This is a genomic window from Deltaproteobacteria bacterium, assembly GCA_029210625.1.
In the GTDB taxonomy this organism is placed as follows: domain Bacteria; phylum Myxococcota; class Myxococcia; order SLRQ01; family SLRQ01; genus JARGFU01.
This window is the reverse complement of sequence record JARGFU010000012.1, coordinates 46,086-66,131: the sequence shown is the minus strand read 5'-3', so window position 1 is coordinate 66,131 and position 20,046 is coordinate 46,086. Positions and strand designations below refer to the sequence as shown.

Genomic DNA, 20,046 nt, shown 5'->3' with positions numbered 1-20,046 from the left:
AGGGTGGCGAGCGTCCCGTCCCCAGCGCGTCTCCTGATCGTCGGCCTGGACTGCCTGGCGCCGGGCCTGGTCTTCGAGCGCTGGCGCGAGCGCCTGCCCACCTTCGCGAGGCTGATGGAGGAGGGCTCCTTCGGCCCCCTGCGCAGCTGCGATCCACCGATCACCATCCCGGCCTGGTCCTGCATGTTCTCGGGCCGCGATCCCGGAGAGCTCGGCCTCTACGGCTTCGGGCACCGGCAGGGCTGGGGCCCCGGTGAGGTGGGCCTGCCCGACGCCGGCACCGTGCGGGCGCCCCGCCTCTGGGAGCTGGCCTCGCAGGCCGGGCGCGAGTCGATCGTGGTGGGCGTCCCCCAGACCTGGCCGCCGCCGGCGCCGGGGAGGCACCGGGGCCGGCTGGTCAGCGGGATCCTCTGCCCGGGGAGGGACGTGCCCTGCACCAGCCCTCCCGCGCTCGTGGACGAGCTGCCGGAGGACTACGCCTTCGATCTCGAGGGCTTCCGCGCCCGCGCTCCCGACGAGGTCGAGCGCGCCGTGCACGCGATGACCGACGCGCGCTTCGGGCTCTTCACCCGCTGGCTGCGGGAGCCGGCCTGGGCGCTGGCGGTGATCGTCGAGATCGGGGTGGACCGGATGCACCACGTCTTCTGGGGAGAGGGCGAGGCGCGGATCGAGCGCTACTACCGCCGGCTGGACGAGCACCTCGCCGCCTGCCTGGACGCGGCCGGCCCCCGGAGCGCGGTGATGGTGGTCAGCGATCACGGGGCCCAGCGCCTCGAGGGCGCCGTGCGGATCAACGAGTGGCTGCGCCGGGAGGGCCTGCTCTCCTTCGACGAGGCGGGGAGGCCCGACTGGCGCCGGAGCCGGGCGGTCGGCCAGGGCGGCTACTGCGGCCGGATCCTCCTCAATCTCCGGGGCCGGCAGCCCGGGGGCCTCGTCGCCCCCGAGGAGGCCGACGCCCTCCTGGAGCGGATCGAGGTGGGCCTGAAGGCGATCACCGGACCCTCCGGCGAGCCCGCCCGGACCCGCGTCCTCCGGCCGCGCGAGCTCTATCGGGCCCTCGAGGGGCACCCGCCGGATCTGCTGGTCTACTTCGACGACCTGCGCTGGCGGGCCCTGGGCACGCCGGGTGACTCGGTCTGGACGGCCGGGAACGACGCAGGCCCCGACGGGGCGAACCACCACCCGGACGGGGTCTACCTGGCCCGGCACCCCTCCCTCCCCGGCCGCGGTCGCCTGGAGGGGCTCGTGATCCAGGATGTCTTCGCGACCGCGATGGCGGCGCTGGGCCTCGACCCCCCCGGGGGGACCCTGGGCACCTCCCGGTGGTAGAAGGACAGCCATGCCTCGCACCGTCATCCTCGGAGCCGCCGGATTCATCGGATCCCACCTGGTCGATCGCTTCCTCGAGCGGGGCCACGAGGTCATCGGGGTCGACAACTTCATCACCGGCAGCCCGGACAACCTCGCCCACCACGAGGGCAACGAGCGCTTCACCTTCCTCGAGCACGACATCACGCGCTTCATCGAGATCGACGGACCGGTGGACTTCATCCTCAACTTCGCCTCGCCGGCCAGCCCCATCGACTACCTGGAGCTGCCCATCCAGACCCTGAAGGTCGGCGCCCTGGGGACCCACAACGCCCTGGGGCTCGCGGTCGCGAAGAAGGCGCGCTTCCTCCAGGCCTCCACCTCCGAGGTCTACGGCGATCCGCTGGAGCATCCGCAGAAGGAGAGCTACCTCGGCAACGTCGACACCATCGGACCGCGGGGGGTCTACGACGAGGGCAAGCGCTTCGGCGAGGCGCTGGTGATGGCCTACCACCGCACCCACGGCCTGGAGACGCGCATCGATCGCATCTTCAACACCTACGGCCCCCGCATGCGCCTGGGCGACGGCCGGGTGGTGCCGGCCTTCATCTCCCAGGTGCTCGCCGACAAGCCCCTGACCGTCTTCGGCGACGGCCGCCAGACCCGCTCCTTCTGCTACATCGAGGATCAGGTCGACGGCATCGAGCGCCTCCTCTACTCCAGCGAGGTGCTGCCGGTGAACATCGGCAACCCGGAGGAGCACTCCATGCTCTCCCTCGCCGAGACCCTCCAGTCGATCGCCAGCACCCGGCTGCCCCTGGTCTACAGCGAGCTGCCCACCGGCGATCCGAAGGTGCGCTGCCCGGACATCACCCGCGCGAAGCAGGTGCTCGGCTGGGAGCCGAAGGTGCCCCTCATCGAGGGGCTCTCCCGCACCCTGGACTACTACCGGGAGCGCAGCCGGTCGAACGCCTGAGTGAGCATCACCCGGTAGGCCTCGACGCCGTCCTTCCAGCCGATCTTCTTGCCCTCGTCCCAGCCCCGGCTCTCGTAGGCGATCCCGACCTCCATCGGGCGCACGCCGCGGCGGGCGAGCTGGGCGGTGACCTCCGGCTCGAAGCCGAAGCGATCCTCGCGCAGGTCGAGGGACTGGAGCAGCTCGGTGCGGAACGCCTTGTAGCAGGTCTCCATGTCGGAGAGGCGCAGCCCGGTGAGCAGGTTGCTCGACCAGGTGAGGAGCTGGTTGCCGAAGGTGTGCCAGTCCAGGAGGTCGCGCGGGCCGATGTCGGCGTAGCGGCTGCCGTAGACCACCTCCGCCCGGCCCTCGAGGATCGGGCCGACCACCTTCGGGTAGTCGTCCGGGTCGTACTCGAGGTCGGCGTCCTGGACGATGGTCACCTCGCCGCGGGCGTGGGCGAAGCCGGTTCGCAAGGCCTTGCCCTTGCCGCCGTTCTGCGGCTGCAGGAAGACCCGGAGGGTGGCGTGGGGGTGCTCCTCGCCGGACCAGCGCTCCTCGAGCTCCTTCAGGTGGTCCCGGGTGCCGTCGGTGGAGCCGTCGTCGACGACGATGATCTCCTTCTCGATGGGCACCGCGGCGACGCGCTCGAGGATCTCGTCGATGGTGGCCAGCTCGTTGTAGGCCGGCATGACCACGGAGAGCTTGGGGCGGTGCGCGCTCATGGCGTCCGGGCGAGGCCGCAGGCCTGGCGCCCCTCCTCGGTGTCCAGCCGGGTGCAGTCGCAGGTGTCGAGGAGCTCGGTGCAGGTGTCGGCCTGCGCCTTCAGCTCGTTCACCCGGGCGCTGTCGTAGGCCGACTTCATCTCGCGCTCGCAGGCCTCCTTCTCGATCTCCCCCGGCTCGCACTCGCAGATCTGCTCGGCCAGCTTCAGGCAGGGGTGAGTGCAGCCCGCGGCGGCGAGGCCGAGGGCCGTGAGGGCGAGGATCGAAAGGAGGAAGGAAAGACGTCGCATCATGTCAGCGCCCCACGCCGTGGTAGACGAAGCCCTGCTCGAGCAGCCGCTCGCGGTTGTAGATGTTCCGACCGTCGAAGACCACCGGGGTGGCCATCAGCGACCGGATGCGCTCGAAGTCGGGCCGGCGGAAGGCGTTCCACTCGGTCATGAGGAAGAGGGCCTCGGCGCCCTCGAGGCAGTCGTAGTTGCGCTCGTGGTAGGTCACGGCCTCGCCGAGATCGGCGAGCGCCCGCTTCGCGTTCACGGTGCCCGCCGGATCGAAGGCCTCGACCTTCGCGCCCGCCTCGACCAGCGCCCGGATCAGGTAGAGGGCCGGCGCCTCGCGGACGTCGTCGGTCTTGGGCTTGAAGGCCAGGCCCCAGACCGCGACCTTGCGGCCCTTCAGCTCCCCGAAGTGCTGCTTCGCCTTCCGGAGGAGGAGCAGCCGCATCCGGACGTTCACGTCCTCGGCGGCCTGCAGGATCGGCAGCTCGACGCCGTGGACCTTGGAGGTGTGGAGGAGGGCCTGCACGTCCTTGGGGAAGCAGCTGCCCCCGTAGCCCACCCCGGGGAAGAGGAAGGGGTAGCCGATGCGGGAGTCGGCGCCCACGGCCTTGCGGACCAGATCCACGTCGGCGCCGGTGGCCTCGCAGAGGAGGGCCACGCCGTTCATGAAGGAGATCCGGGTGGCCAGCATCGCGTTCGAGGCGTACTTGGTCAGCTCGGCGCTGCGGTGGTCCATGAAGAGGATCGGGTTCTCGGTGCGGACGAAGGGGGCGTAGAGGTCGCCCATCACCTGCCGGGTCCGCTCGGTCCGGTGGCCGATGACCACCCGATCCGGCCGCTGGAAGTCGTCGACCGCCGCGCCCTCCTTGAGGAACTCGGGGTTGCTGGCGACCTCGACCTTCGTGTCGGGGCCCCGCAGCTCGTGCACCAGCTCCCAGACCCGGTCGGCGCTGCCCACCGGCACCGTGCTCTTGAGCACCAGGATGGCGTCGTCCCGGCAGCGGCCGAGGATGTCGCGGACGGCCTCGAGCATGTGGGTGAGGTCGGCCGAGCCGTCCTCGTCCTGGGGGGTCTGCACGGCGACGAAGATCACCTCGGCGCCCCGCACGGCGTCCGGATCGGTGGAGAAGGTCAGGCGCTCGGCCTTCGCGTTGCGGCGGACCAGCTCCTCGAGGCCGGGCTCGTAGATGGGGATCTGACCCTGCTCGAGCAGGGCGATGCGGGCGGCATCGATGTCGATGCAGACCACGTCATGACCCGTCTCCGAGAGACAGGTGCCAGCGACGAGGCCCACGTATCCGGTTCCGACGACGGCGAGTTTCATGGCCGGTCAGCCCTATCATCGATCGACCCAAAAGCCAGCGCCCGGTAGGCTGGGCCGCGATGAGCGAGTCGACCTCGAGCCGCAGGGATCCCGCCGCCGAGACCGGGCGTCGTCAGCGCCGGTCGCGGGCGCGAGGACCCCGGGGTCCCTTCGCCCGCGTCTCCGAGGGCGCCGTCGTCCTGACCCTCTTCCTCGCCCCCCTCGCCCTCGGCTCGGTGCACCTCTGGGCGACGGCGCTGGAGCTGCTCGGGGTCGGGCTCGCGGCCGCTGGCCTGCTCCTCGCGCTGCGCGGGGGAGGGCGCCTCGTCCTGCCGCGCTGGGCGACCCTCGGGCTGGGCCTGCTCCTGGGGCTGGAGGCCCTGCAGCTCCTGCCGCTGCCGCCAGCCCTGCTGGAGCTGCTGGCGCCGCGCTCGGCCGAGCTCCTGGCCTACTCCCTGGGCGACCTCGGCGCCTGGCCCGCCTGGCGCCCGGTCTCCCTCGACCCGGCCGCGACGGCGCTGGAGGTCGCGCGCCACGCGACCTTCTTCCTCCTCTTCCTCGTGGTGACCCAGCTCGCGCGCTCGCGCCACGGCCGCCGGCGGATCGCGCTCTACCTGGGTGCGCTCGCCGCGCTGCTGGTGGTGCTGGCCTTCGGTCAGAAGCTCGCCCGCCTCGAGCTCATCTACGGTGTCTTCCCGGTGCCGCCCCGGGGCTTCCTCTTCGCGAGCTTCGTCAACCCCAACCACCTGGCGGCGCTGCTGGGGCTGCTGGCCCCCCTGTGCCTGGGGCTCGCCTTCGGCGCCCGCACCCGGCCCCTCGCCCTGCTCTGGGGTGCGGTCTTCGTGGGGGTCTCCATCACCTGCGTGCTGACCCTCTCGCGCGGCGGGATGGTGGGGTGGGCCGTGGGGCTGGCGGTCTTCGCCCTCCTGCAGGCCCGGCTCCGGGGGCGCGAGGCTCTCGTCGCGGAGGACCGGCGGCCGCTGCGGGCGCGGGGGTGGCCGCTGGGGCTCGCCCTCGTCGGGGTGGTCGCGGTGCTCTCGGGCGTCGCCTACCTCGCCCTCGAGCCGGTCCTCGCCGAGCTGCAGACCCTCGGCGGGGAGGAGGCGCTCTCGGGGGAGATGCGCCTGGCGATCTGGCGGGACGGCCGGGAGCTCATCCAGGGCCACTGGCTCACCGGGGTGGGGCGGGGCGCCTGGGCGCTGACCTTCCCCGTCTACCGGACCATCGCCCGGGTCGGCACCTTCTCCCACGCCGAGAGCCAGCCGGTGCAGGCCCTCGCCGAGCTCGGCCTGATCGGTGGGACGCTCTTCGTCCTCGTCTTCGCCTTCCTCCTGGTGCAGGGCGCCCGGGTGGTCGCCTCGCCCCGCGGCGCGGGCGTGGTGGCGGGCCTCGCGGCGCTGGGGGTCCACGAGCTCGCGGACTTCTCCACGGTCTTCGGCGGGGTGGCCATCCCGGCGACCCTGGCCCTGACCCTGGCCTGTCGCGGCCGCCAGCGGGGGGAGGGCGAGGAGGCGACGAAGCGGGAGCTCGGCCTCGGCCGGCTGCCGGCCCTCGCCCTCCTGGGCGGCGTCGCCCTCCTCGGGGCCGCGGGCCTGGGCCTGGCCTCCCGCGGGCTCGCCGACGCGGACCTCGCCGCGCTCCAGGAGGGGGAGCTCGAGACGCCGGTCTTCCTCGAGCGGGCCCGGGAGGCGCAGCGGCGCCACCCCACCGATCACATGGTCGCGCTCGTGGCCGCCCGCACCCTCGCCGAGCGAGGCGAGGAGGTCGCCGCGATGCGCTGGGTCAGCCGGGCAATGTACCTCTCGCCCACCGAGCCCCTCGCCCACCTCCTGGCGGCGATCCTCCTGACCCGGGCCGGCCAGCGGGAGCAGGCGCTGCTCGAGTACCGCCTCGCGGCGCGCTGGGGTCACCCGATCCCCTCGGTGCTCGCCAGCGCCGAGCGCAGCTTCCCGGCCCTCGAGGACCTGGCGCGGGCGCTGCCCGAGGAGGAGCGCGCCCGGACCGAGCTGGCGAACTACCTCGCCCGGCGCGAGCGGTGGGCCGATCTCCTGGAGATCGCGACCCGCTCCCTGGAGGTTTGGCCCGACTCGGCGGATCTGCTGGCGCTGGCGGCCACCGCGGCGCGGAGCGAGGGCGAAGCGGAGCGGGCCCTCGAGCTCGCCACCCGGCTCCAGGCCCTCGCGCCCCTCGATCCCCGCGGACCCCTCCTGCTGGCCCGGATCCATCGAGGCCAGAACGATCTGGCCGCCGCGGGCGCCGTGCTGCAGCAGGGCCTCGCCCGGCTCCCCGGCGACCCGACCCTCTCCCTCGAGCTGACCCGCCTGCTGCTGACCACCGGGGACCTCGAGGGCGCCGACGAGGCGCTCGCCCGGGCCTCCGGCCTGCGCGGACGCGGCCAGCGGGCGACCTACCACCTGCTCCGGGGCCAGCTCCTCGCCCGGCAGGGGGAGCCCGAGCGGGCGCTGGAGGCCTATCGCCTCGCCGCCCGGCAGAACGAGGAGAGCGCGGCGGCGCCGATCGCCATGGGCGATCTCCTGCGAGAGCTCGGGCGCCCGGCGGAGGCCGCGGAGGCCTACGAGCAGGCGCTGGAGCGGACCCGGGGGGCCCAGCGGCAGCGGATCCAGCGCCGGCTCGAGTCCCTCGACGCGCCGCGAGAGCCGCCGCCGCCCGCGGCCGGCGATGGCCGCTGATTCGGGTTGCGTGCTACCTTTTCGCCACGAGAGCCATGGACGAGGTCACCCCGCAGCAATACTGGATCCGCAACGACGAGGGTAAGCGCTGGGGGCCGCTGCAGGCCTCCACCCTGGAGCTCCTGATCCCGCAGAAGCTCTTCAAGGGGCAGCTCCAGGCCTCGGCGGACGGCGAGAACTTCGTCCAGATCGGCCGCTTCCCCGAGCTGCGCGAGGTCCTCGACACCGAGTGGTGGGGGGTCGATCCCGCCGACGTCGATCGGCTCCCGCCGCCCCCCGGGCTGACCATCCAGGTCACCGACGTCGAGCAGCAGGTCGCCGCGGCCGCGGTGGCTCTGGATCCCTCCTCCCTCGCGCCCTCCCCGGGGGCCGCCCTGGATCCCTCCGCCCTCGCGCCGGATCCCTCGCCGGGGGCCGTCTTCGATCCCTCCGCCCTCGCCCCGGACGCCCCACCCCCGGCGGCCTTCGACCCCTCGGTCCTCGCCCCCGAGCCGATCTCCGAGCTCGAGCTGCCCGATCAGGGCGACCTCTCGCAGACCTCGGCCCTGCGCCTCGCCTTCACCATCGCCGCGACGGAGCTCACGGCCCGGGTGGAGTTCGTCGGCCCCGGGGGCGTCTCGGTGGTCCACTACAAGAAGGGCAAGCCCGAGCACGTCGACAGCGAGCTCACCGCGCTGGGGGAGTGGCTGGTGGAGAAGGGGCACCTGGCCGAGGCCCAGAAGCAGCAGGCCGAGGCGGGGGCGTCGAACTTCGGGGGCAGCTTCACCGCCGCGCTCTTCGCCCAGGGCTTGATGGATCCCGGGACCGGCTTCCAGCACCTCGCGGCCTGGGCCAGTGAGGTCTACCTCGAGATCCTCCAGCTCTGTGAGGGGAGCTTTCTGGTCCAGCGCGACGTGCCGCCCCCGCCGGACGCCTTCCCGCTCGGCAGCAACCCCTACCAGTTCCTGGTGAAGGCCGCCCGGCTGATCACCGAGGCCGAGGTGCGTGAGCGCCTCGGTCCGAGGCTCGAGGCGCCGGCGATGAAGACCAACGTCGCCGGCTGCAAGGTGGAGGATCTTCGCCTCGGCCCCGCCGAGACCCGGCTCTATCCCCTCTTCGACGGAGTCCACTCTCCCGCCCAGCTCGCCCAGACCGAGGGTGACTCTGGCGGGACCCTCCTGCGCCTGGCCCTGCTCCTGGCCGAGTGCCGCTTCCTCTCCTTCGCGGGGGTGGTCGAGGTCCAGCCCGAGGCCGCCGCGCCGGCGCCGCCGCCCGAGCCGGCGAAGGACTGGAGCGAGCAGGAGGAGCGGGCCGCCAAGATGATGGCCCGGGTGGAGAAGGGCGATCACTTCACGGTCCTCGGCCTGAAGCAGAGCTGCACCGACGAGGAGGTGAAGGCCGCCTTCAACAAGCGGATCCGCATCTTCCACCCCGACCGGGTGCCCGACGCGCCCGAGGCGCTGCAGCAGGACTACCGCACGATCTTCGACCGCCTCACCGCCGCCTACAAGGCCCTCGACTCCGAGGCCAAGCGCAAGGAGTACCTCGGCGCGAAGGCCGAGGAGGAGAGCGCCCAGCAGGAGGCGGCGCAGTGGGATCCCTTCGAGGAGATGCTCTCGCAGAAGGACTACGCGAAGGCGCGGGACGCCCTCAACCAGCGGATCGGTCAGGACCCGGGGGACGCGGGGGCCTATGCCTACCTCGCCTGGGTGACGGTGGTGAGCGCTGAGAACCGGGAGGCGGTGAAGCCCAAGGCCCTGGAGCTCATCACCCGGGCGATGAAGTTCGGCCCGGAGTGCGGCGTGGCCTTCCTCAACGCGGCGCGGATCGCCAAGGCCTACGGTGACAAGGACTCGATGAAGCAGTATCTGGCCAGGGCCAAGGCCCTCGGGGCCAAGATCCCCTCCAAGAAGAAGAAGGCATGAACGGCAAGGCCAGAAGACATCTGCGTGGGTTGGGACACCACCTCGAGCCCGTGGTCCGGGTCGGGCAGGCCGGGGTCACCGAGGGCGTGATCCGGGCGGCCGAGGTTGCGCTCCTCGATCACGAGCTGATCAAGGTGCGGGTGCGCGAGGCGCCCGAGAACCAGAAGGTGGTCGGCGCGAAGCTGGCCGAGGCCTGCGACGCCGAGCTGGTGCAGGTCCTGGGCAAGACCTTCCTGCTCTATCGGGCGCACCCCGAGGAGCCGAAGATCAAGCTCCCCGACTGAGCTTCAGATCCCGCGCAGGCGGTAGTTCACCAGGTTCTGGATCGTCGCCGAGACGACCACGTCCTCTTCCTTCATCTCGGTGAGGATCTGCACCACCAGGGCGAGGTCGACATCGAGCCGCTCGGCGAGCTCGGCCGCGGTGATCCAGCCGATGTTCTGGCGCATCGCCCGGATCACCTCACCCTTGAGGCGGGCCTTCTCGGCCCCCTCGACCTTGGGCGTGCGCCAGGCCGAGATGACCGAGGCGCCCAGGAGGATGATCACCAGCACGCCCACCGCCGGGTAGATGATGTGGCGGTTGCGCTCCAGGAAGTCGAGATCGAAGCCGCCCTCCTGCACGAGGAGAGCGAAGGTGGCCAGCTGGACCATGGAGCAAGAGATACTACGGGAGATCCGCCAGCGCCAGGCGAGCGCGCTCCCCCTCGGCCTCCCGGAAGAGGATGCCGCCGGCGTGCTCGAGCAGCTCCCGCAGGCCCTCTCGCTTCAGCGCGCTGATGGCGATGCCCTCGTGGCGGCGGGCGATGGCCTCGGCCTTCTCGCGGGGCAGGCGGTCGGCCTTGTTGAAGACCAGCAGCCGCGCCTGCTGCCCGGCCTCAAGGTCGTCGAGGACCCGCTCCACGGCCTCGATCTTGGCGAGGTAGTCCTCGTCCGAGACGTCCACCACCTGCAGCAGGAGGTCGGCCTCGTCGATCTCCTCCAGGGTGGCCCGGAAGGCCGCCTCGAGCGCGCGGGGTAGATCCTGGACGAAGCCGACGGTGTCCACCATCACCACCTCCCGCTCCTGCGGGAAGCGCAGCCGCCGGCTGGCGGTGTCGAGGGTGGCGAAGAGCTTGTCCTCGACCAGCACGTCGGCCTTGGTGAGGGAGCGCAGCAGCGTGCTCTTGCCGGCGTTGGTGTAGCCGACGATGGCGACCGTGGGGACGTCCCGGCTCACCCGCCGCGAGCGGCGGGTCGCCCGGGAGGTGGCGATGGCCTCGAGCTGCTTCTCCAGCCGGGCGATGCGATCGCGCACGCGGCGGCGATCCACCTCGAGCTTGGTCTCGCCGGGGCCCCGCGCCCCGATGCCGCCGGTGAGGCGGGAGAGCGAGTCGTCCCGGGCGGCGAGGCGCGGCATGGTGTAGCGCAGCTGGGCCAGCTCGACCTGGATCTTGCCCTCGTTGCTCTGCGCGCGCTGGGCGAAGATGTCGAGGATCAGCTGGGTGCGATCGAGGATCTTCACCGAGGTCACGTCGGCCACCGCCCGGGCCTGGGAGGGCGCCAGGTCGCGGTCGAAGAGGATCACCTCGACCATCTGCTGCATGGCGCGCAGGTTCAGCTCCTCGAGCTTGCCGCGGCCGATGAGGGTCTTGGGATCCACCTTGCGCCGCATCTGCAGCAGGCTGTCGACGACCTCGACCCCCGCCGTGCGGGCCAGCTCGGCCAGCTCGTCGAGGCGCGCCTGGCCCACGTGCCGGGCCTCGGAGCAGACCCCCACCAGGATGGCGCGCTCCTGTCCCTCGACGGTGCGCAGGCGGCGGGCCGACGAGGCGAGCTGATCCTCCAGGTCCTGGATCTGGGTGCCGGCCGGCCAGTCCAGGCCCTCGTGGACCGAGCGCCGCTCCTCGATACGCCACAGGTCGCCGTCGGGGTTGTCGGGCAGGAGGTGGGCCCAGGCGAAGGCGCCCGGGAGTCCGTCGGGCCCGGCGTGGATCACCGCCACCAGATCCAGGCGCAGCAGCGCCAGGTCGGTGAGGTCGTCGCGGTCGGGCACCGAGGGCTTGAGGTGGGTGTGGACCAGGCGCAGGCCCCGCAGCCGCACCTGCCCCGCCCGGGCGCGGCCGATGTCCGGCAGCTCGATCTTCTGGGCGTCTCCGACGATCACCGACTCCACGGCGCCGCGGCGGTCGAGGAGCACGCCGACCTGGCGGCCGATCTCCCGGGAGAGCTCGCAGAGGTGCCGGGCCAGCTCGGGGCTGACGATCTCCTCGGGGGAGACCTTGCGGCGGTAGGTCGCCTCGAGGCGCTTCTGCTGGCTGGGCTTCAGGCCCCGGGTGTTTCCGTGGATGTCTTTGATGACCGGTTCCTCTTCTTCTCGAGAGCGCTCACCTATCGCGCCGGCGTGGGATTGGCGAGAGGGGGACCGCGGGAGAGTCTTGGTCCGCCGCGCGCCCTCGTGCCATGCTCCGCCGGGTGAGCACAGAGCGGAAGCGCATCATCGGTTCCCCCCGGCGGGTGGTGGTCAAGGTCGGCTCGGCGACCCTCTCGGACGGCGCGGGGCTGCACCGGCGCACCGTCGCCCGGCTGGCCGAGGAGATCGCTAGCCTCCACGCCGGGCGGCGCCGGGTGGTGCTGGTCTCCTCGGGGGCCATCGCGGTGGGGCTGACCCCCCTGGGCCTGCGCCGGCGTCCCCGGGACGTGGTGACCCTCCAGGCCGCGGCGGCGGCCGGCCAGGTGCGGCTGATGGAGCGCTGGGCCCGGGCCTTCGCCCGCCACGATCTGCAGGTCGCCCAGGTGCTGCTCACCCACGAGGACGTCGGGGACCGCAAGCGCTACCTCAACGCCCGGCACACCCTCGGCCGCCTGCTGAAGGCCGGGCTGGTCCCGGTCGTGAACGAGAACGACACCGTCGGCACCGAGGAGCTGCGGGTGGGGGACAACGACCAGCTCGCCGCCCTCTGCGTCGGCCTGGTGGGGGCGGACCTGCTGGTGCTGCTCTCGGACGTGGACGGCGTCCACGACGGGGACCCCCGCCACAGCCAGGACGCCGAGCGGATCTCCCTGCTCGAGCTGGACGATCCGCGCTTCGCCCAGCTGCGCCAGGGCTCGGGCGGGAAGGCCCACGCCACCGCCCTGGGCACCGGCGGGATGCGCACCAAGCTCCAGGCGGCGCGCATGGCCGCCGAGCTGGGCGTGCCCGCCGTCATCGCCGCCGGCCGCACCCCGGGGATCCTCGGGGGCATCCTCCAGGGGGAGGATCTCGGGACCCTGGTGCCGCCCCGGCCGAGCCGGCTCGCGGGCCGCAAGGGCTGGCTGGCTCACGCCACCCGGCCGCGGGGCCGCCTGGTGGTGGACGGCGGCGCGAAGCGCGCCATCACCACCGGGGGCAAGAGCCTCCTGCCCGCCGGCGTGACCTCGGTGGAGGGCAGCTTCGCCGAGGGCGACGTCGTCGAGCTCGCCGGCCCCGACGGCGAGGTCTTCGCCCAGGGGCTCGCCACCTACGGCGCCGAGGCCGTGCGCCAGATCCAGGGGCAGAAGACCTCCGAGATCGCCCGCCTCCTGGGCTACCAGACCCTGGAGGTGGTGGTGCACCGGGACGAGCTGGTGCTGCTGTGATAGACCGCCGCCATGGACATCTCTCCTGAGCTCGTCACCGAGGTCGAGCGGCAGGTCCTCGCGGCCCGCGCCGCGGCCCGGACCCTGCGCACCACCACCGGCGAGAAGCGGGCCGCGGCCCTCGACGCGATCGCCAAGGCCATCCTCGCCGCGAAGGACGAGATCCTCGCGGCGAACGAGGCGGACCTCGCGGCTGCCAAGCAGCGGGGGACCCGGGGGGCCCTCCTCGACCGCCTGCTCCTGGACGAGGCGCGCCTGAAGGCCATCGCCGACGGGGTGTGGGAGGTCGCGGGCCTGCCCGATCCCCTGGGCCGCTTCGAGGAGGAGACCGAGCGCCCCAACGGGCTGCGGGTCGCCCGGATGCGCATCCCCCTCGGGGTCATCGCGATGATCTACGAGGCCCGGCCCAACGTCACCGTCGACGCGGCGGCCCTCTGCATCCGCTCGGGCAACGCGGTTGTGCTGCGCGGCGGCAGTGAGGCCATCGAGTCGAACCGCGCCCTCGCCAAGGCGATCGGCGCCGGCCTCTACCAGGTCGGCCTGCCCCGCTCCGCGGTGACCCTCCTGGCGGAGACCGACCGGGACGCGATCCTCGCCCTCCTGCGCCTGACCGGGCTGGTCGATCTGGCCATCCCCCGCGGCGGCGAGGGCCTGATCCGCTTCGTGGTCGAGAACGCCCGGGTGCCGGTGATCCAGCACTTCAAGGGGGTCTGCCACGTCTATGTCGATGCCGCCGCCGATCTCGAGAAGGCGCGAGCCATCGTGCTGAACTCGAAGACCCAGCGCCCCGGGGTCTGCAACGCGGCGGAGACCCTCCTGGTCCACGAGGAGATCGCCGAGGCCTTCCTGCCGGGGATGGCCGACGCGCTGATGGAGGCCGGGGTCGAGCTGCGCTGCGACGACCGGGCCCTGGAGATCCTCGGCGGCCCCGACTCGCCGGACAAGGTGACCGTCGCGGAGAAGGAGGACTGGGACGCCGAGTTCCTCGATCTGGTCCTCGCCGTCCGCGTGGTCCCGGACCTCGACACCGCCCTCGATCACATCGACGCCCACGGCTCCTTCCACACCGAGGCCATCGTCACCGAGGACGAGGAGGCGCAGGGGCGCTGGCTCTCCGAGGTCGACGCCTCCTGCGTGATCGTCAACGCCTCCACCCGCTTCAACGACGGCGGAGAGCTCGGCCTCGGCGTCGAGATGGGCATCTCCACCACCAAGATGCACGCCTACGGCCCGATGGGTCTGCAGGAGCTGACGGCCCGGAAGTTCGTCGTGCTAGGCGAGGGACAGATTCGGGGCTAAAAGGGGGCCACGGGTGTCACCCAACGAGGCGCCCGAAGAGGAGAGAGCAAGAGGTATGGCAGCAGAGGCCGTCGAGAACCCGCAGGTCGCGAAGCCGGAGGTGGAGCAGTTCGCCCTGGTCCTGGCCCAGGAAGCCCTGGACAAGAAGGCCCTCGAGCCGGTGCTGCTCGATGCCACCGGCCTCTCGGCCTACGCCGACTACTTCCTCCTCCTCTCCGCCAGCAACGAGCGGCAGGTCTCGGCGCTCGCCGACTCCCTCGAGCGCAAGGCGAAGAAGGAGGGGCACCGTCCGCTGGGCACCGAGGGGGCCACCGGCTCCCGCTGGGTGCTGATCGATCTGGGCGAGGTGGTGGTGCACGTCTTCCACGAGGAGGCGCGCTACCACTACGACCTCGACGGGCTCTGGGCCGACGCCCGCCGGGTGAGCATCCCCGGCGCCCCGCCGCGCCCGGCCTTTTGAAGCTGCGCCTCATCTCGATCGGCAAGAGGTCCGCCGGTCCCTTCGAAGCGGCGACGGCGCTCTACGCGAAGCGCCTGAAGCACTACCTCTCCCTCGAGCTGGTGGAGCTGCCCGCCTCGCGGAAGCGGGAGCCCGGCGTGGCCATGCGGGAGGAGGGCGAGCGGATCCTCGCCGCCCTGGGCAAGGCCCGCCTGGTCGCCCTCGATGCCGAGGGTCAGAGCCATGACTCGGTCGCCTTCGCCCGCCGCCTCGAGGCCTGGCGGCGGGAGGGGAGGGACGTGATCCTGGTCATCGGCGGGGACGAGGGTCTCTCCCCCGAGGTGAAGGCCGCGGCCGACGAGCTGCTGGCCCTGGGGCCGATGACCTTGCCCCATCGCCTGGCGAAGGTCGTGCTGCTGGAGCAGTTGTATCGGGCGGCGACGATTTTGAAGGGGGAGCCTTACCACAAGTAGTTCGAGTGCCTCGGTGCCCACCGTGAACGTACACGTCCACGTCCACGTGCACGGTCTTTCCTGGGTATCGATGGTCGGAATCCGGACACCCGGGAGAATCCGTGTACGGGTACGTGTACGTGTACGTGCACGGGGTGGGCAGGGGAGTCCCCTGGCTCGACTCTTGCTCTCCCGGGACCCATGCTCCTCGAAACCACCCTCTCCCTCCTCTTCCCCCTCCACTGCCAGGCCTGCGACCGGCTCTTCGAGGACGACGGCAGTCCGGGTGGCCGGCTCCTCTGCCCCGACTGCCGGTCCTTCCTCGAGGCTCCCTCCCCACACGACTGCGTCGCCTGCGGCGCGCGGGTCGAGGGTGGGCGTGCCTGCCTGGCCTGCCGCCTCGAGCCGCCTCCCTGGACGAGCCTGCGGGCCGGCCTGCTCTACGGCGGACCCCTCCTGGAGGCCCTCCATGCCTGCAAGTTCCAGCCGCGGGCCGAGGCCATCCCCGGGTTGGTGCGGCTGCTGGGGGGGAGCCTCCGCCTCGCGTCACCGGAGGTCGACGCGGTGGTGGGCCTCCCGGGGCACCCGGCGCACTACCGGCAGCGGGGCTTCGATCTCGCCGCCTCGCTGGCCCTCGAGGCGGCCCTTTGCCTGGACCGGCCCCTCCTCTCCCGGGCCCTCGTCCGCCGGGGGCCGCCGACCCGGCAGGTGGGGGCGAGCATCGCCCGGCGCCGGGAGAACGTCCGGGGGGCCTTCGAGGCCGGCGGGGACCTGCGCTCCCGCGCCGGAGCGCGGCTGCTGCTGGTGGACGACGTCCTCACCACCGGCGCCACGGCCCGGGCGGCCACCCGCGCGCTCCTCGCGGCCGGTGCCGCCGAGGTCCACGTGGCCGTCCTCTGCCGGGCGGAGAGAGAGTTGTAAGCCGCGTTTTTCGACGGTATCTAGGGGCAGTCGCTATACTGGCTCGATAATCGGTTCGGGGAGGATGGGGCTTTCCGAGCGAAATCCCAAGCGAGATAGAGGTCGCCACCATGAAGTCTCTGAGTGTTTCGTTCCTGCGCCCGATTCTGGCCCTCTCGGCCCTGTTCCTGATGACGGCCTGCCCGCCGGGCGTGGGCAACCCCGACGCCGGGAACCCCGACAGCGGCGGCATCTGCTCCAGCGACTCCGATTGCACCGACCCGGCCTTCCCGGTCTGCGAGAGCGGCGTCTGCAGCCCCGGGGGTGGAGGCTGCACCGCCGACAACGAGTGTCCGAGCGGCAGCTGCAACATGCTCACCGGGGAGTGCGAGGCCTGCACCGACTGCTGCAGCAGCGACGCCGACTGCAGCGGCGGCTGGACCTGCGGCGCGACCGGGCACTGCGAGGCCCCCTCGAGCCCCTGCACCACCGTGAACGACTGCGCCGTGGACCAGATCTGCTCGGGCGGCAACTGCGCCACCTGGGACGTGAACGCGCCCTGCGCCACCAACGCCGACTGCCCCCGGGACCACCAGTGCAACAGCCTGGGTGACGCCCGCTGCGAGGGCTGCCTCAACGACGCCTTCTGCGCCGCTTCGACCCACGGCCCCAAGTGCGACATGCTCGACGACGGCGTCGGCCCGGGCGTCGGCTACTGCCACCCCGAGTGCGGCCTGGGCCTGCCCGACTGCGCCATCGGCTTCATCTGCGACACCGACCGGGGCGGCCTCTGCGTCACCGCCTGCACCACCAACGCCGACTGCCAGGGCGGCCTGGTCTGCCGGGGCGGCAAGTGCGAGGCCTGCACCACCAACGCCCAGTGCGAGGCCACCCAGATCTGCAACGCCGGCTCCTGCGTCGACAACCCGGGCTGCTCGGACGCCCAGTGCCAGGCCTCGCTCGGCTCGGCCTACTTCTGCGACCAGGCCACCACCTCTTGCCGCCTGGGCTGCACCGACTCCGGCTGCACCGGCAGCGTGAACGAGTGCAACCCCTGCCCGGCGGGCCAGACCTGCGACGCCATCAGCCACCAGTGCTCCGGCGGCGGCGGCTGCACCGCCTGCCCCAGCGACTGCTCCCTCACCGGGCAGATCTGCGACACCGTGAGCTGCACCTGCACCTCCACCGGCGGTGGTGGTGGGGTGGGCTCCACCTGCCTCGCCGATGCCGACTGCAACACCGGCCTGATGTGCTCCGGCGCGCTGCCGGACTTCGGCCTGCCGGGCACCTGCGCCGAGGGTTGCTCGATCGACACCTTCTGCATCTGCGCCAACCCGGCGAAGACCTGCGTGGTCCTCGGTGATCCGCTCCTCGACATGACCATGTGCCTCATGGGTCTGCCGGGGCAGTGCCAGTAGCGAGCTGACCCGATCACGGGCGATCGCATCGACGAGCGCCGCGCTTCACTTTCGAGGGAGCGCGGCGTTCTTCGTTCCGTCGTGGGCGTCGGCGGGCGCGAGCGCGGGGTCCGTCCGGGGGGCGGCCCGCCGGGGGCGATCACCACCTCGGCTGCCAAAAATGCGGGCGAAATGCGTGTGCTGAAGGTAGACGCAACTGGCAATCTCTTGCCCAACAATGGCACTAACTTTTACTTAATTAAGTAGAAAATGTGTTGACTCACTTGTAGGGCTTCTCCATACTCGATCACGTCTTCAACCACTGAACGGACTCTTAAGGAGGGTTCCATGGCTACGAAGAAGAAGGCCACGAAGAAGAAGGCCACCAAGAAGAAGGCCGCCAAGAAGGTCGCTAAGAAGGCCGCCAAGAAGCCTGCGAAGAAGGCCGCCAAGAAGAAGGTCGCCAAGAAGAAGGCCACCAAGAAGAAGGCCAAGAAGAAGAAGGCCAAGAAGAAGGTCGCCAAGAAGGCTGCCAAGAAGCCTGCGAAGAAGAAGGCCACCAAGAAGAAGGCCGCGAAGAAGACCGCCAAGAAGAAGTAGTTCGAGCTCGAGTCTTCGACTCCAGCACGGCCCGCCCTCCTACGGCGGGCCGTGTTGCGTTAAGGGGCCGAAGAGCGCGAGAAGGGGACGATGAACGAGGTCGAGACCCAGGGGGGGCTGCTTCGCCTCTCCGGCCAGGTGGCCGTGCCGCAGAACCCGCGGGCCGCCGCCGACCACGTCGTCCGGGGCTTCATCGGGGGCGCCGTCGGCGCGGGCCTCGAGATCACCCACCGCGACTCGCGCAGCATCGCCTTCCGCGCCGTGACCCTGGGCGCGCTCTGCACCGGGGTGACGGCGGGCTGGCTGCGGGTGGACGACACCGGCGCCGACGCCCGAGTGCTCTATCGCCTCTCGGTGGCGAGCAGCGCCCTCTTCGGGCTCGTGCCCGGGCTGGGCGCGGGCCTCCTCTCGACGCTGGTCCCCGTCGGCGAGGGCCCCGGCGGGCGGGTGCTCCTCGCGCTGGGCGTGGGGGCCGTCGTGGCGCTGGGCTGGGCGGGCTGGGTGCTGCGGCGCAACCGGAAGCGGATCGAGACCTTCCTCCACAACCTTCGCTACGCCTCCTGAAGCGAGGACGGCGATGTCCCTGCGCCCCGCGGAAGTCGCGCCCCTCCTCCACGAGCTGCAGCCCCTCGTCGAGCGGCGGGCCACGAAGGTCTGGACGCCGACCGGCACCTCGGTGGTCCTGCGCCTGAAGGGACCCGGGGCCCAGGACGATCTGCTGATCGAGGTGGCGCACCCCCGGGCTCGCCTCGGCGTGGTGCAGGAGCGGCCCCGGGGGGAGCCGTCATCCTTCCAGGCGCAGCTGCGCGCGGCCCTCGAGGGCTGCCGGCTGGTCTCCCTGGCGCAGCAGGTCGAGGGCGATCGCGTCGTCGCGCTCTCCTTCGGTCACCGGGAGGGGGGGGCGCACCTCATCGCCGAGCTCCTCGGCAGCCGGGGCAACCTCCTCCTCCTGGACGCCGACGGCCTGCTCCTGGCGGCGGCCCGCCCCGAGCGGCTCCCGCGGCGGGGGCTGGCGCTCGGGGAGGCCTACGCTCCGCCGCCGGCCCGGGAGGCGGGGGAGGGGGAGCCGGCGCGGTGGCGGGGGGGCGAGGGAGAGTTTCCGATCTCGGCCGCCCTCGAGGCTGCCTACGGTCCGCTCGATCGCGAGGCCCTCGTCGCCGACGCGCGGCGAGCCCTACGCAAGAGCCTCGGGCGGGCTCGCAAAAAGCAGGAGCGGATCGTCGAGCAGCTCGAGGCCGCCGTGGCCGCCGCCGCCGAGGCCCCGCGGATCCAGCAGCAGGGCGAGCTGCTCAAGAGCGCCCTCGGGAGGATGAAGCGCGGCCAGGTGGAGGTCGAGGTCGTCGACTACTACGACCCCGGGGCGCCGCGGATCCGGCTGCCCCTCGATCCGAAGCTCGGCCCGAAGGAGAACCTCGAGGCCTACTTCCGGCGGGCCCGGAAGCTGCAGCGCGGCGCCGAGGTGGCCGGGGAGCGGCTCGCGCGGGCCCACGACCGCGAGGCCGGGCTCGCCCTCCTCCTCGAGGAGGTCGAGGCCGCCGGCACGCCCGAGGCCCTGGAGGCGCTCTGGAGAGAGGCGCGGCCCTTCGGGGTCCGGCGCCCGGCGCCGCCGCCGGTGGGCGGGAGGAGCGCGGAGAAGGCGGCGCCGCGCCGCCCCCACCGCACCTTCCTCGCCAGCAACGGCGATCGGATCCTGGTCGGGCGCAGCGCCCGGGACAACCACGCCCTGACCTTCACGGTGGCCCGGGGCAACGACCTCTGGCTGCACGTGAGGGACTGGCCCGGCTCCCACGTGGTCATCCAGGCCTCGGGGGGTCGCAAGGACGCCGAGGTGGACCCCACCACCTTGCTGGAGGCGGGCCTCCTGGCGGCTCACTTCTCGGACGGCCGGGAGGCCGGGGCGGTGGAGATCACCTTCACCGAGCGCAAGCACCTGCGCCACCCCCCGGGGGCCGCCCCGGGCCTGGTCTCGGTGGCGAAGGGGCGCTCCCTGCGGGTGGTGCCGGATCCCGCCCGCCTGGAGGCCCTCTTCGGCCGGGAAGAGTAGGGGATATCCCGGAGCCCCCGCCGTTAGCATCCTGGCGCCGGGAGGGGAGGGCGACCGCCGGCTGGACGGCAGGGAACCCCCGGCCTCACGGTCGGGGGAGCCCCCCGATCTGCAAGTCCCCGGGATTCGTGGCCTTGTCAGCCCAGGGTCGAGGTG

General features: G+C 72.3%; 18 protein-coding genes and 1 pseudogene. 14 read left to right on the top strand and 5 right to left on the bottom strand.

What is annotated here, in order from left to right; genetic code table 11:
• Positions 1-3 precede the first annotated feature (3 nt).
• Both P1V51_12795 and P1V51_12790 read left to right on the top strand, forming a co-directional pair.
• Positions 4-1,329: an alkaline phosphatase family protein gene (locus P1V51_12795; GenBank protein MDF1563918.1), complete on the top strand. Its 1,326-nt coding sequence runs from the start codon at positions 4-6 to the stop codon at positions 1,327-1,329.
• Between the two features lie 10 nt (positions 1,330-1,339).
• The gene (locus P1V51_12790) at positions 1,340-2,284 is read left to right on the top strand and encodes an SDR family oxidoreductase (protein ID MDF1563917.1); all 945 of its coding nucleotides are present in this window, start codon (positions 1,340-1,342) and stop codon (positions 2,282-2,284) included.
• On the opposite strand, the gene P1V51_12785 is transcribed toward P1V51_12790, so the two are convergent.
• The 3 genes from P1V51_12785 to P1V51_12775 are packed head-to-tail and all read right to left on the bottom strand — an operon-like array spanning position 2,254 to position 4,590.
• Positions 2,254-2,988 (bottom strand): glycosyltransferase family 2 protein, encoded by a 735-nt coding sequence (locus tag P1V51_12785; protein MDF1563916.1) that lies wholly within the window; start codon positions 2,986-2,988, stop codon positions 2,254-2,256. The two genes, P1V51_12790 and P1V51_12785, sit on opposite strands and share 31 nt — an antisense overlap.
• Positions 2,985-3,281 carry a hypothetical protein gene (locus tag P1V51_12780; GenBank protein ID MDF1563915.1) on the bottom strand — a complete coding sequence of 99 codons (297 nt, stop codon included), beginning with the start codon at positions 3,279-3,281 and terminating at the stop codon, positions 2,985-2,987. The genes P1V51_12785 and P1V51_12780 overlap by 4 nt, the downstream gene beginning before the upstream one ends.
• A 1-nt stretch (position 3,282) precedes the next feature.
• The gene (locus P1V51_12775; GenBank protein ID MDF1563914.1) at positions 3,283-4,590 is read right to left on the bottom strand and encodes a UDP-glucose/GDP-mannose dehydrogenase family protein; all 1,308 of its coding nucleotides are present in this window, start codon (positions 4,588-4,590) and stop codon (positions 3,283-3,285) included.
• A 59-nt stretch (positions 4,591-4,649) separates the two neighbouring features.
• On the opposite strand from P1V51_12775, the gene P1V51_12770 reads away from it, so the two are divergent.
• From P1V51_12770 to yhbY, 3 genes are read left to right on the top strand one after another with little or no spacing between them, the layout of a single operon-like run.
• The gene (locus P1V51_12770) at positions 4,650-7,259 is read left to right on the top strand and encodes an O-antigen ligase family protein (protein MDF1563913.1); all 2,610 of its coding nucleotides are present in this window, start codon (positions 4,650-4,652) and stop codon (positions 7,257-7,259) included.
• A gap of 35 nt (positions 7,260-7,294) precedes the next feature.
• Positions 7,295-9,163, top strand: coding sequence for a J domain-containing protein (locus P1V51_12765; protein MDF1563912.1), 1,869 nt, complete (start codon positions 7,295-7,297; stop codon positions 9,161-9,163).
• Positions 9,160-9,447 carry a ribosome assembly RNA-binding protein YhbY gene (gene yhbY / locus P1V51_12760; GenBank protein MDF1563911.1) on the top strand — a complete coding sequence of 96 codons (288 nt, stop codon included), beginning with the start codon at positions 9,160-9,162 and terminating at the stop codon, positions 9,445-9,447. Before P1V51_12765 ends, yhbY begins: the two co-directional genes overlap by 4 nt.
• Before the next feature lie 3 nt (positions 9,448-9,450).
• Here yhbY and P1V51_12755 read toward each other — a convergent pair whose 3' ends face one another.
• Positions 9,451-9,816 (bottom strand): hypothetical protein, encoded by a 366-nt coding sequence (locus P1V51_12755; protein ID MDF1563910.1) that lies wholly within the window; start codon positions 9,814-9,816, stop codon positions 9,451-9,453.
• A gap of 13 nt (positions 9,817-9,829) precedes the next feature.
• Positions 9,830-11,500, bottom strand: a complete 1,671-nt coding sequence (hflX, locus tag P1V51_12750; protein MDF1563909.1) for a GTPase HflX — start codon at positions 11,498-11,500, stop codon at positions 9,830-9,832.
• 116 nt (positions 11,501-11,616) lie between these two features.
• On the opposite strand from hflX, the gene proB reads away from it, so the two are divergent.
• The 9 genes and pseudogenes from proB to P1V51_12705 all read left to right on the top strand — a co-directional run bounded on the left by proB (position 11,617) and on the right by P1V51_12705 (position 19,890).
• Complete coding sequence (gene proB, locus P1V51_12745; protein MDF1563908.1) at positions 11,617-12,759, top strand: glutamate 5-kinase; 1,143 nt, start codon at positions 11,617-11,619, stop codon at positions 12,757-12,759.
• Between the two features lie 12 nt (positions 12,760-12,771).
• Entirely contained in the window at positions 12,772-14,058 is a 1,287-nt protein-coding gene (locus P1V51_12740; protein ID MDF1563907.1) for a glutamate-5-semialdehyde dehydrogenase, read from the top strand.
• A 55-nt stretch (positions 14,059-14,113) separates the two neighbouring features.
• Positions 14,114-14,518, top strand: coding sequence for a ribosome silencing factor (gene rsfS / locus P1V51_12735; protein MDF1563906.1), 405 nt, complete (start codon positions 14,114-14,116; stop codon positions 14,516-14,518).
• Entirely contained in the window at positions 14,515-14,970 is a 456-nt protein-coding gene (rlmH, locus tag P1V51_12730) for a 23S rRNA (pseudouridine(1915)-N(3))-methyltransferase RlmH (GenBank protein ID MDF1563905.1), read from the top strand. The genes rsfS and rlmH overlap by 4 nt, the downstream gene beginning before the upstream one ends.
• A gap of 180 nt (positions 14,971-15,150) precedes the next feature.
• Positions 15,151-15,870 (top strand): phosphoribosyltransferase family protein, encoded by a 720-nt coding sequence (locus P1V51_12725; protein MDF1563904.1) that lies wholly within the window; start codon positions 15,151-15,153, stop codon positions 15,868-15,870.
• 110 nt (positions 15,871-15,980) lie between these two features.
• Positions 15,981-17,267 carry a hypothetical protein gene (locus P1V51_12720; GenBank protein MDF1563903.1) on the top strand — a complete coding sequence of 429 codons (1,287 nt, stop codon included), beginning with the start codon at positions 15,981-15,983 and terminating at the stop codon, positions 17,265-17,267.
• A gap of 501 nt (positions 17,268-17,768) precedes the next feature.
• Positions 17,769-17,846, top strand: a pseudogene (locus P1V51_12715) (histone H1).
• Between the two features lie 90 nt (positions 17,847-17,936).
• A complete protein-coding gene (locus P1V51_12710; GenBank protein MDF1563902.1) occupies positions 17,937-18,410 on the top strand; it encodes a hypothetical protein in 474 nt (157 codons plus the stop codon).
• A 13-nt stretch (positions 18,411-18,423) separates the two neighbouring features.
• On the top strand, positions 18,424-19,890 hold the full coding sequence (locus tag P1V51_12705; protein MDF1563901.1) for an NFACT RNA binding domain-containing protein: 1,467 nt from the start codon (positions 18,424-18,426) through the stop codon (positions 19,888-19,890).
• The last annotated feature ends 156 nt before the right edge of the window (positions 19,891-20,046 follow it).

Excerpts from the sequence above, each read along its gene's own strand:
- P1V51_12790 (MDF1563917.1), top strand. The coding sequence starts at position 1,340 with ATGCCTCGCACCGTCATCCTCGGAGCCGCCGGATTCATCGGATCCCAC.
- P1V51_12785 (MDF1563916.1), bottom strand. The coding sequence starts at position 2,988 with ATGAGCGCGCACCGCCCCAAGCTCTCCGTGGTCATGCCGGCCTACAAC.
- P1V51_12780 (MDF1563915.1), bottom strand. The coding sequence starts at position 3,281 with ATGATGCGACGTCTTTCCTTCCTCCTTTCGATCCTCGCCCTCACGGCC.
- P1V51_12775 (MDF1563914.1), bottom strand. The coding sequence starts at position 4,590 with ATGAAACTCGCCGTCGTCGGAACCGGATACGTGGGCCTCGTCGCTGGC.
- P1V51_12770 (MDF1563913.1), top strand. The coding sequence starts at position 4,650 with ATGAGCGAGTCGACCTCGAGCCGCAGGGATCCCGCCGCCGAGACCGGG.
- P1V51_12765 (MDF1563912.1), top strand. The coding sequence starts at position 7,295 with ATGGACGAGGTCACCCCGCAGCAATACTGGATCCGCAACGACGAGGGT.
- yhbY (MDF1563911.1), top strand. The coding sequence starts at position 9,160 with ATGAACGGCAAGGCCAGAAGACATCTGCGTGGGTTGGGACACCACCTC.
- P1V51_12755 (MDF1563910.1), bottom strand. The coding sequence starts at position 9,816 with ATGGTCCAGCTGGCCACCTTCGCTCTCCTCGTGCAGGAGGGCGGCTTC.
- P1V51_12740 (MDF1563907.1), top strand. The coding sequence starts at position 12,772 with ATGGACATCTCTCCTGAGCTCGTCACCGAGGTCGAGCGGCAGGTCCTC.
- rsfS (MDF1563906.1), top strand. The coding sequence starts at position 14,114 with ATGGCAGCAGAGGCCGTCGAGAACCCGCAGGTCGCGAAGCCGGAGGTG.
- P1V51_12725 (MDF1563904.1), top strand. The coding sequence starts at position 15,151 with ATGCTCCTCGAAACCACCCTCTCCCTCCTCTTCCCCCTCCACTGCCAG.
- P1V51_12720 (MDF1563903.1), top strand. The coding sequence starts at position 15,981 with ATGAAGTCTCTGAGTGTTTCGTTCCTGCGCCCGATTCTGGCCCTCTCG.
- P1V51_12710 (MDF1563902.1), top strand. The coding sequence starts at position 17,937 with ATGAACGAGGTCGAGACCCAGGGGGGGCTGCTTCGCCTCTCCGGCCAG.
- P1V51_12705 (MDF1563901.1), top strand. The coding sequence starts at position 18,424 with ATGTCCCTGCGCCCCGCGGAAGTCGCGCCCCTCCTCCACGAGCTGCAG.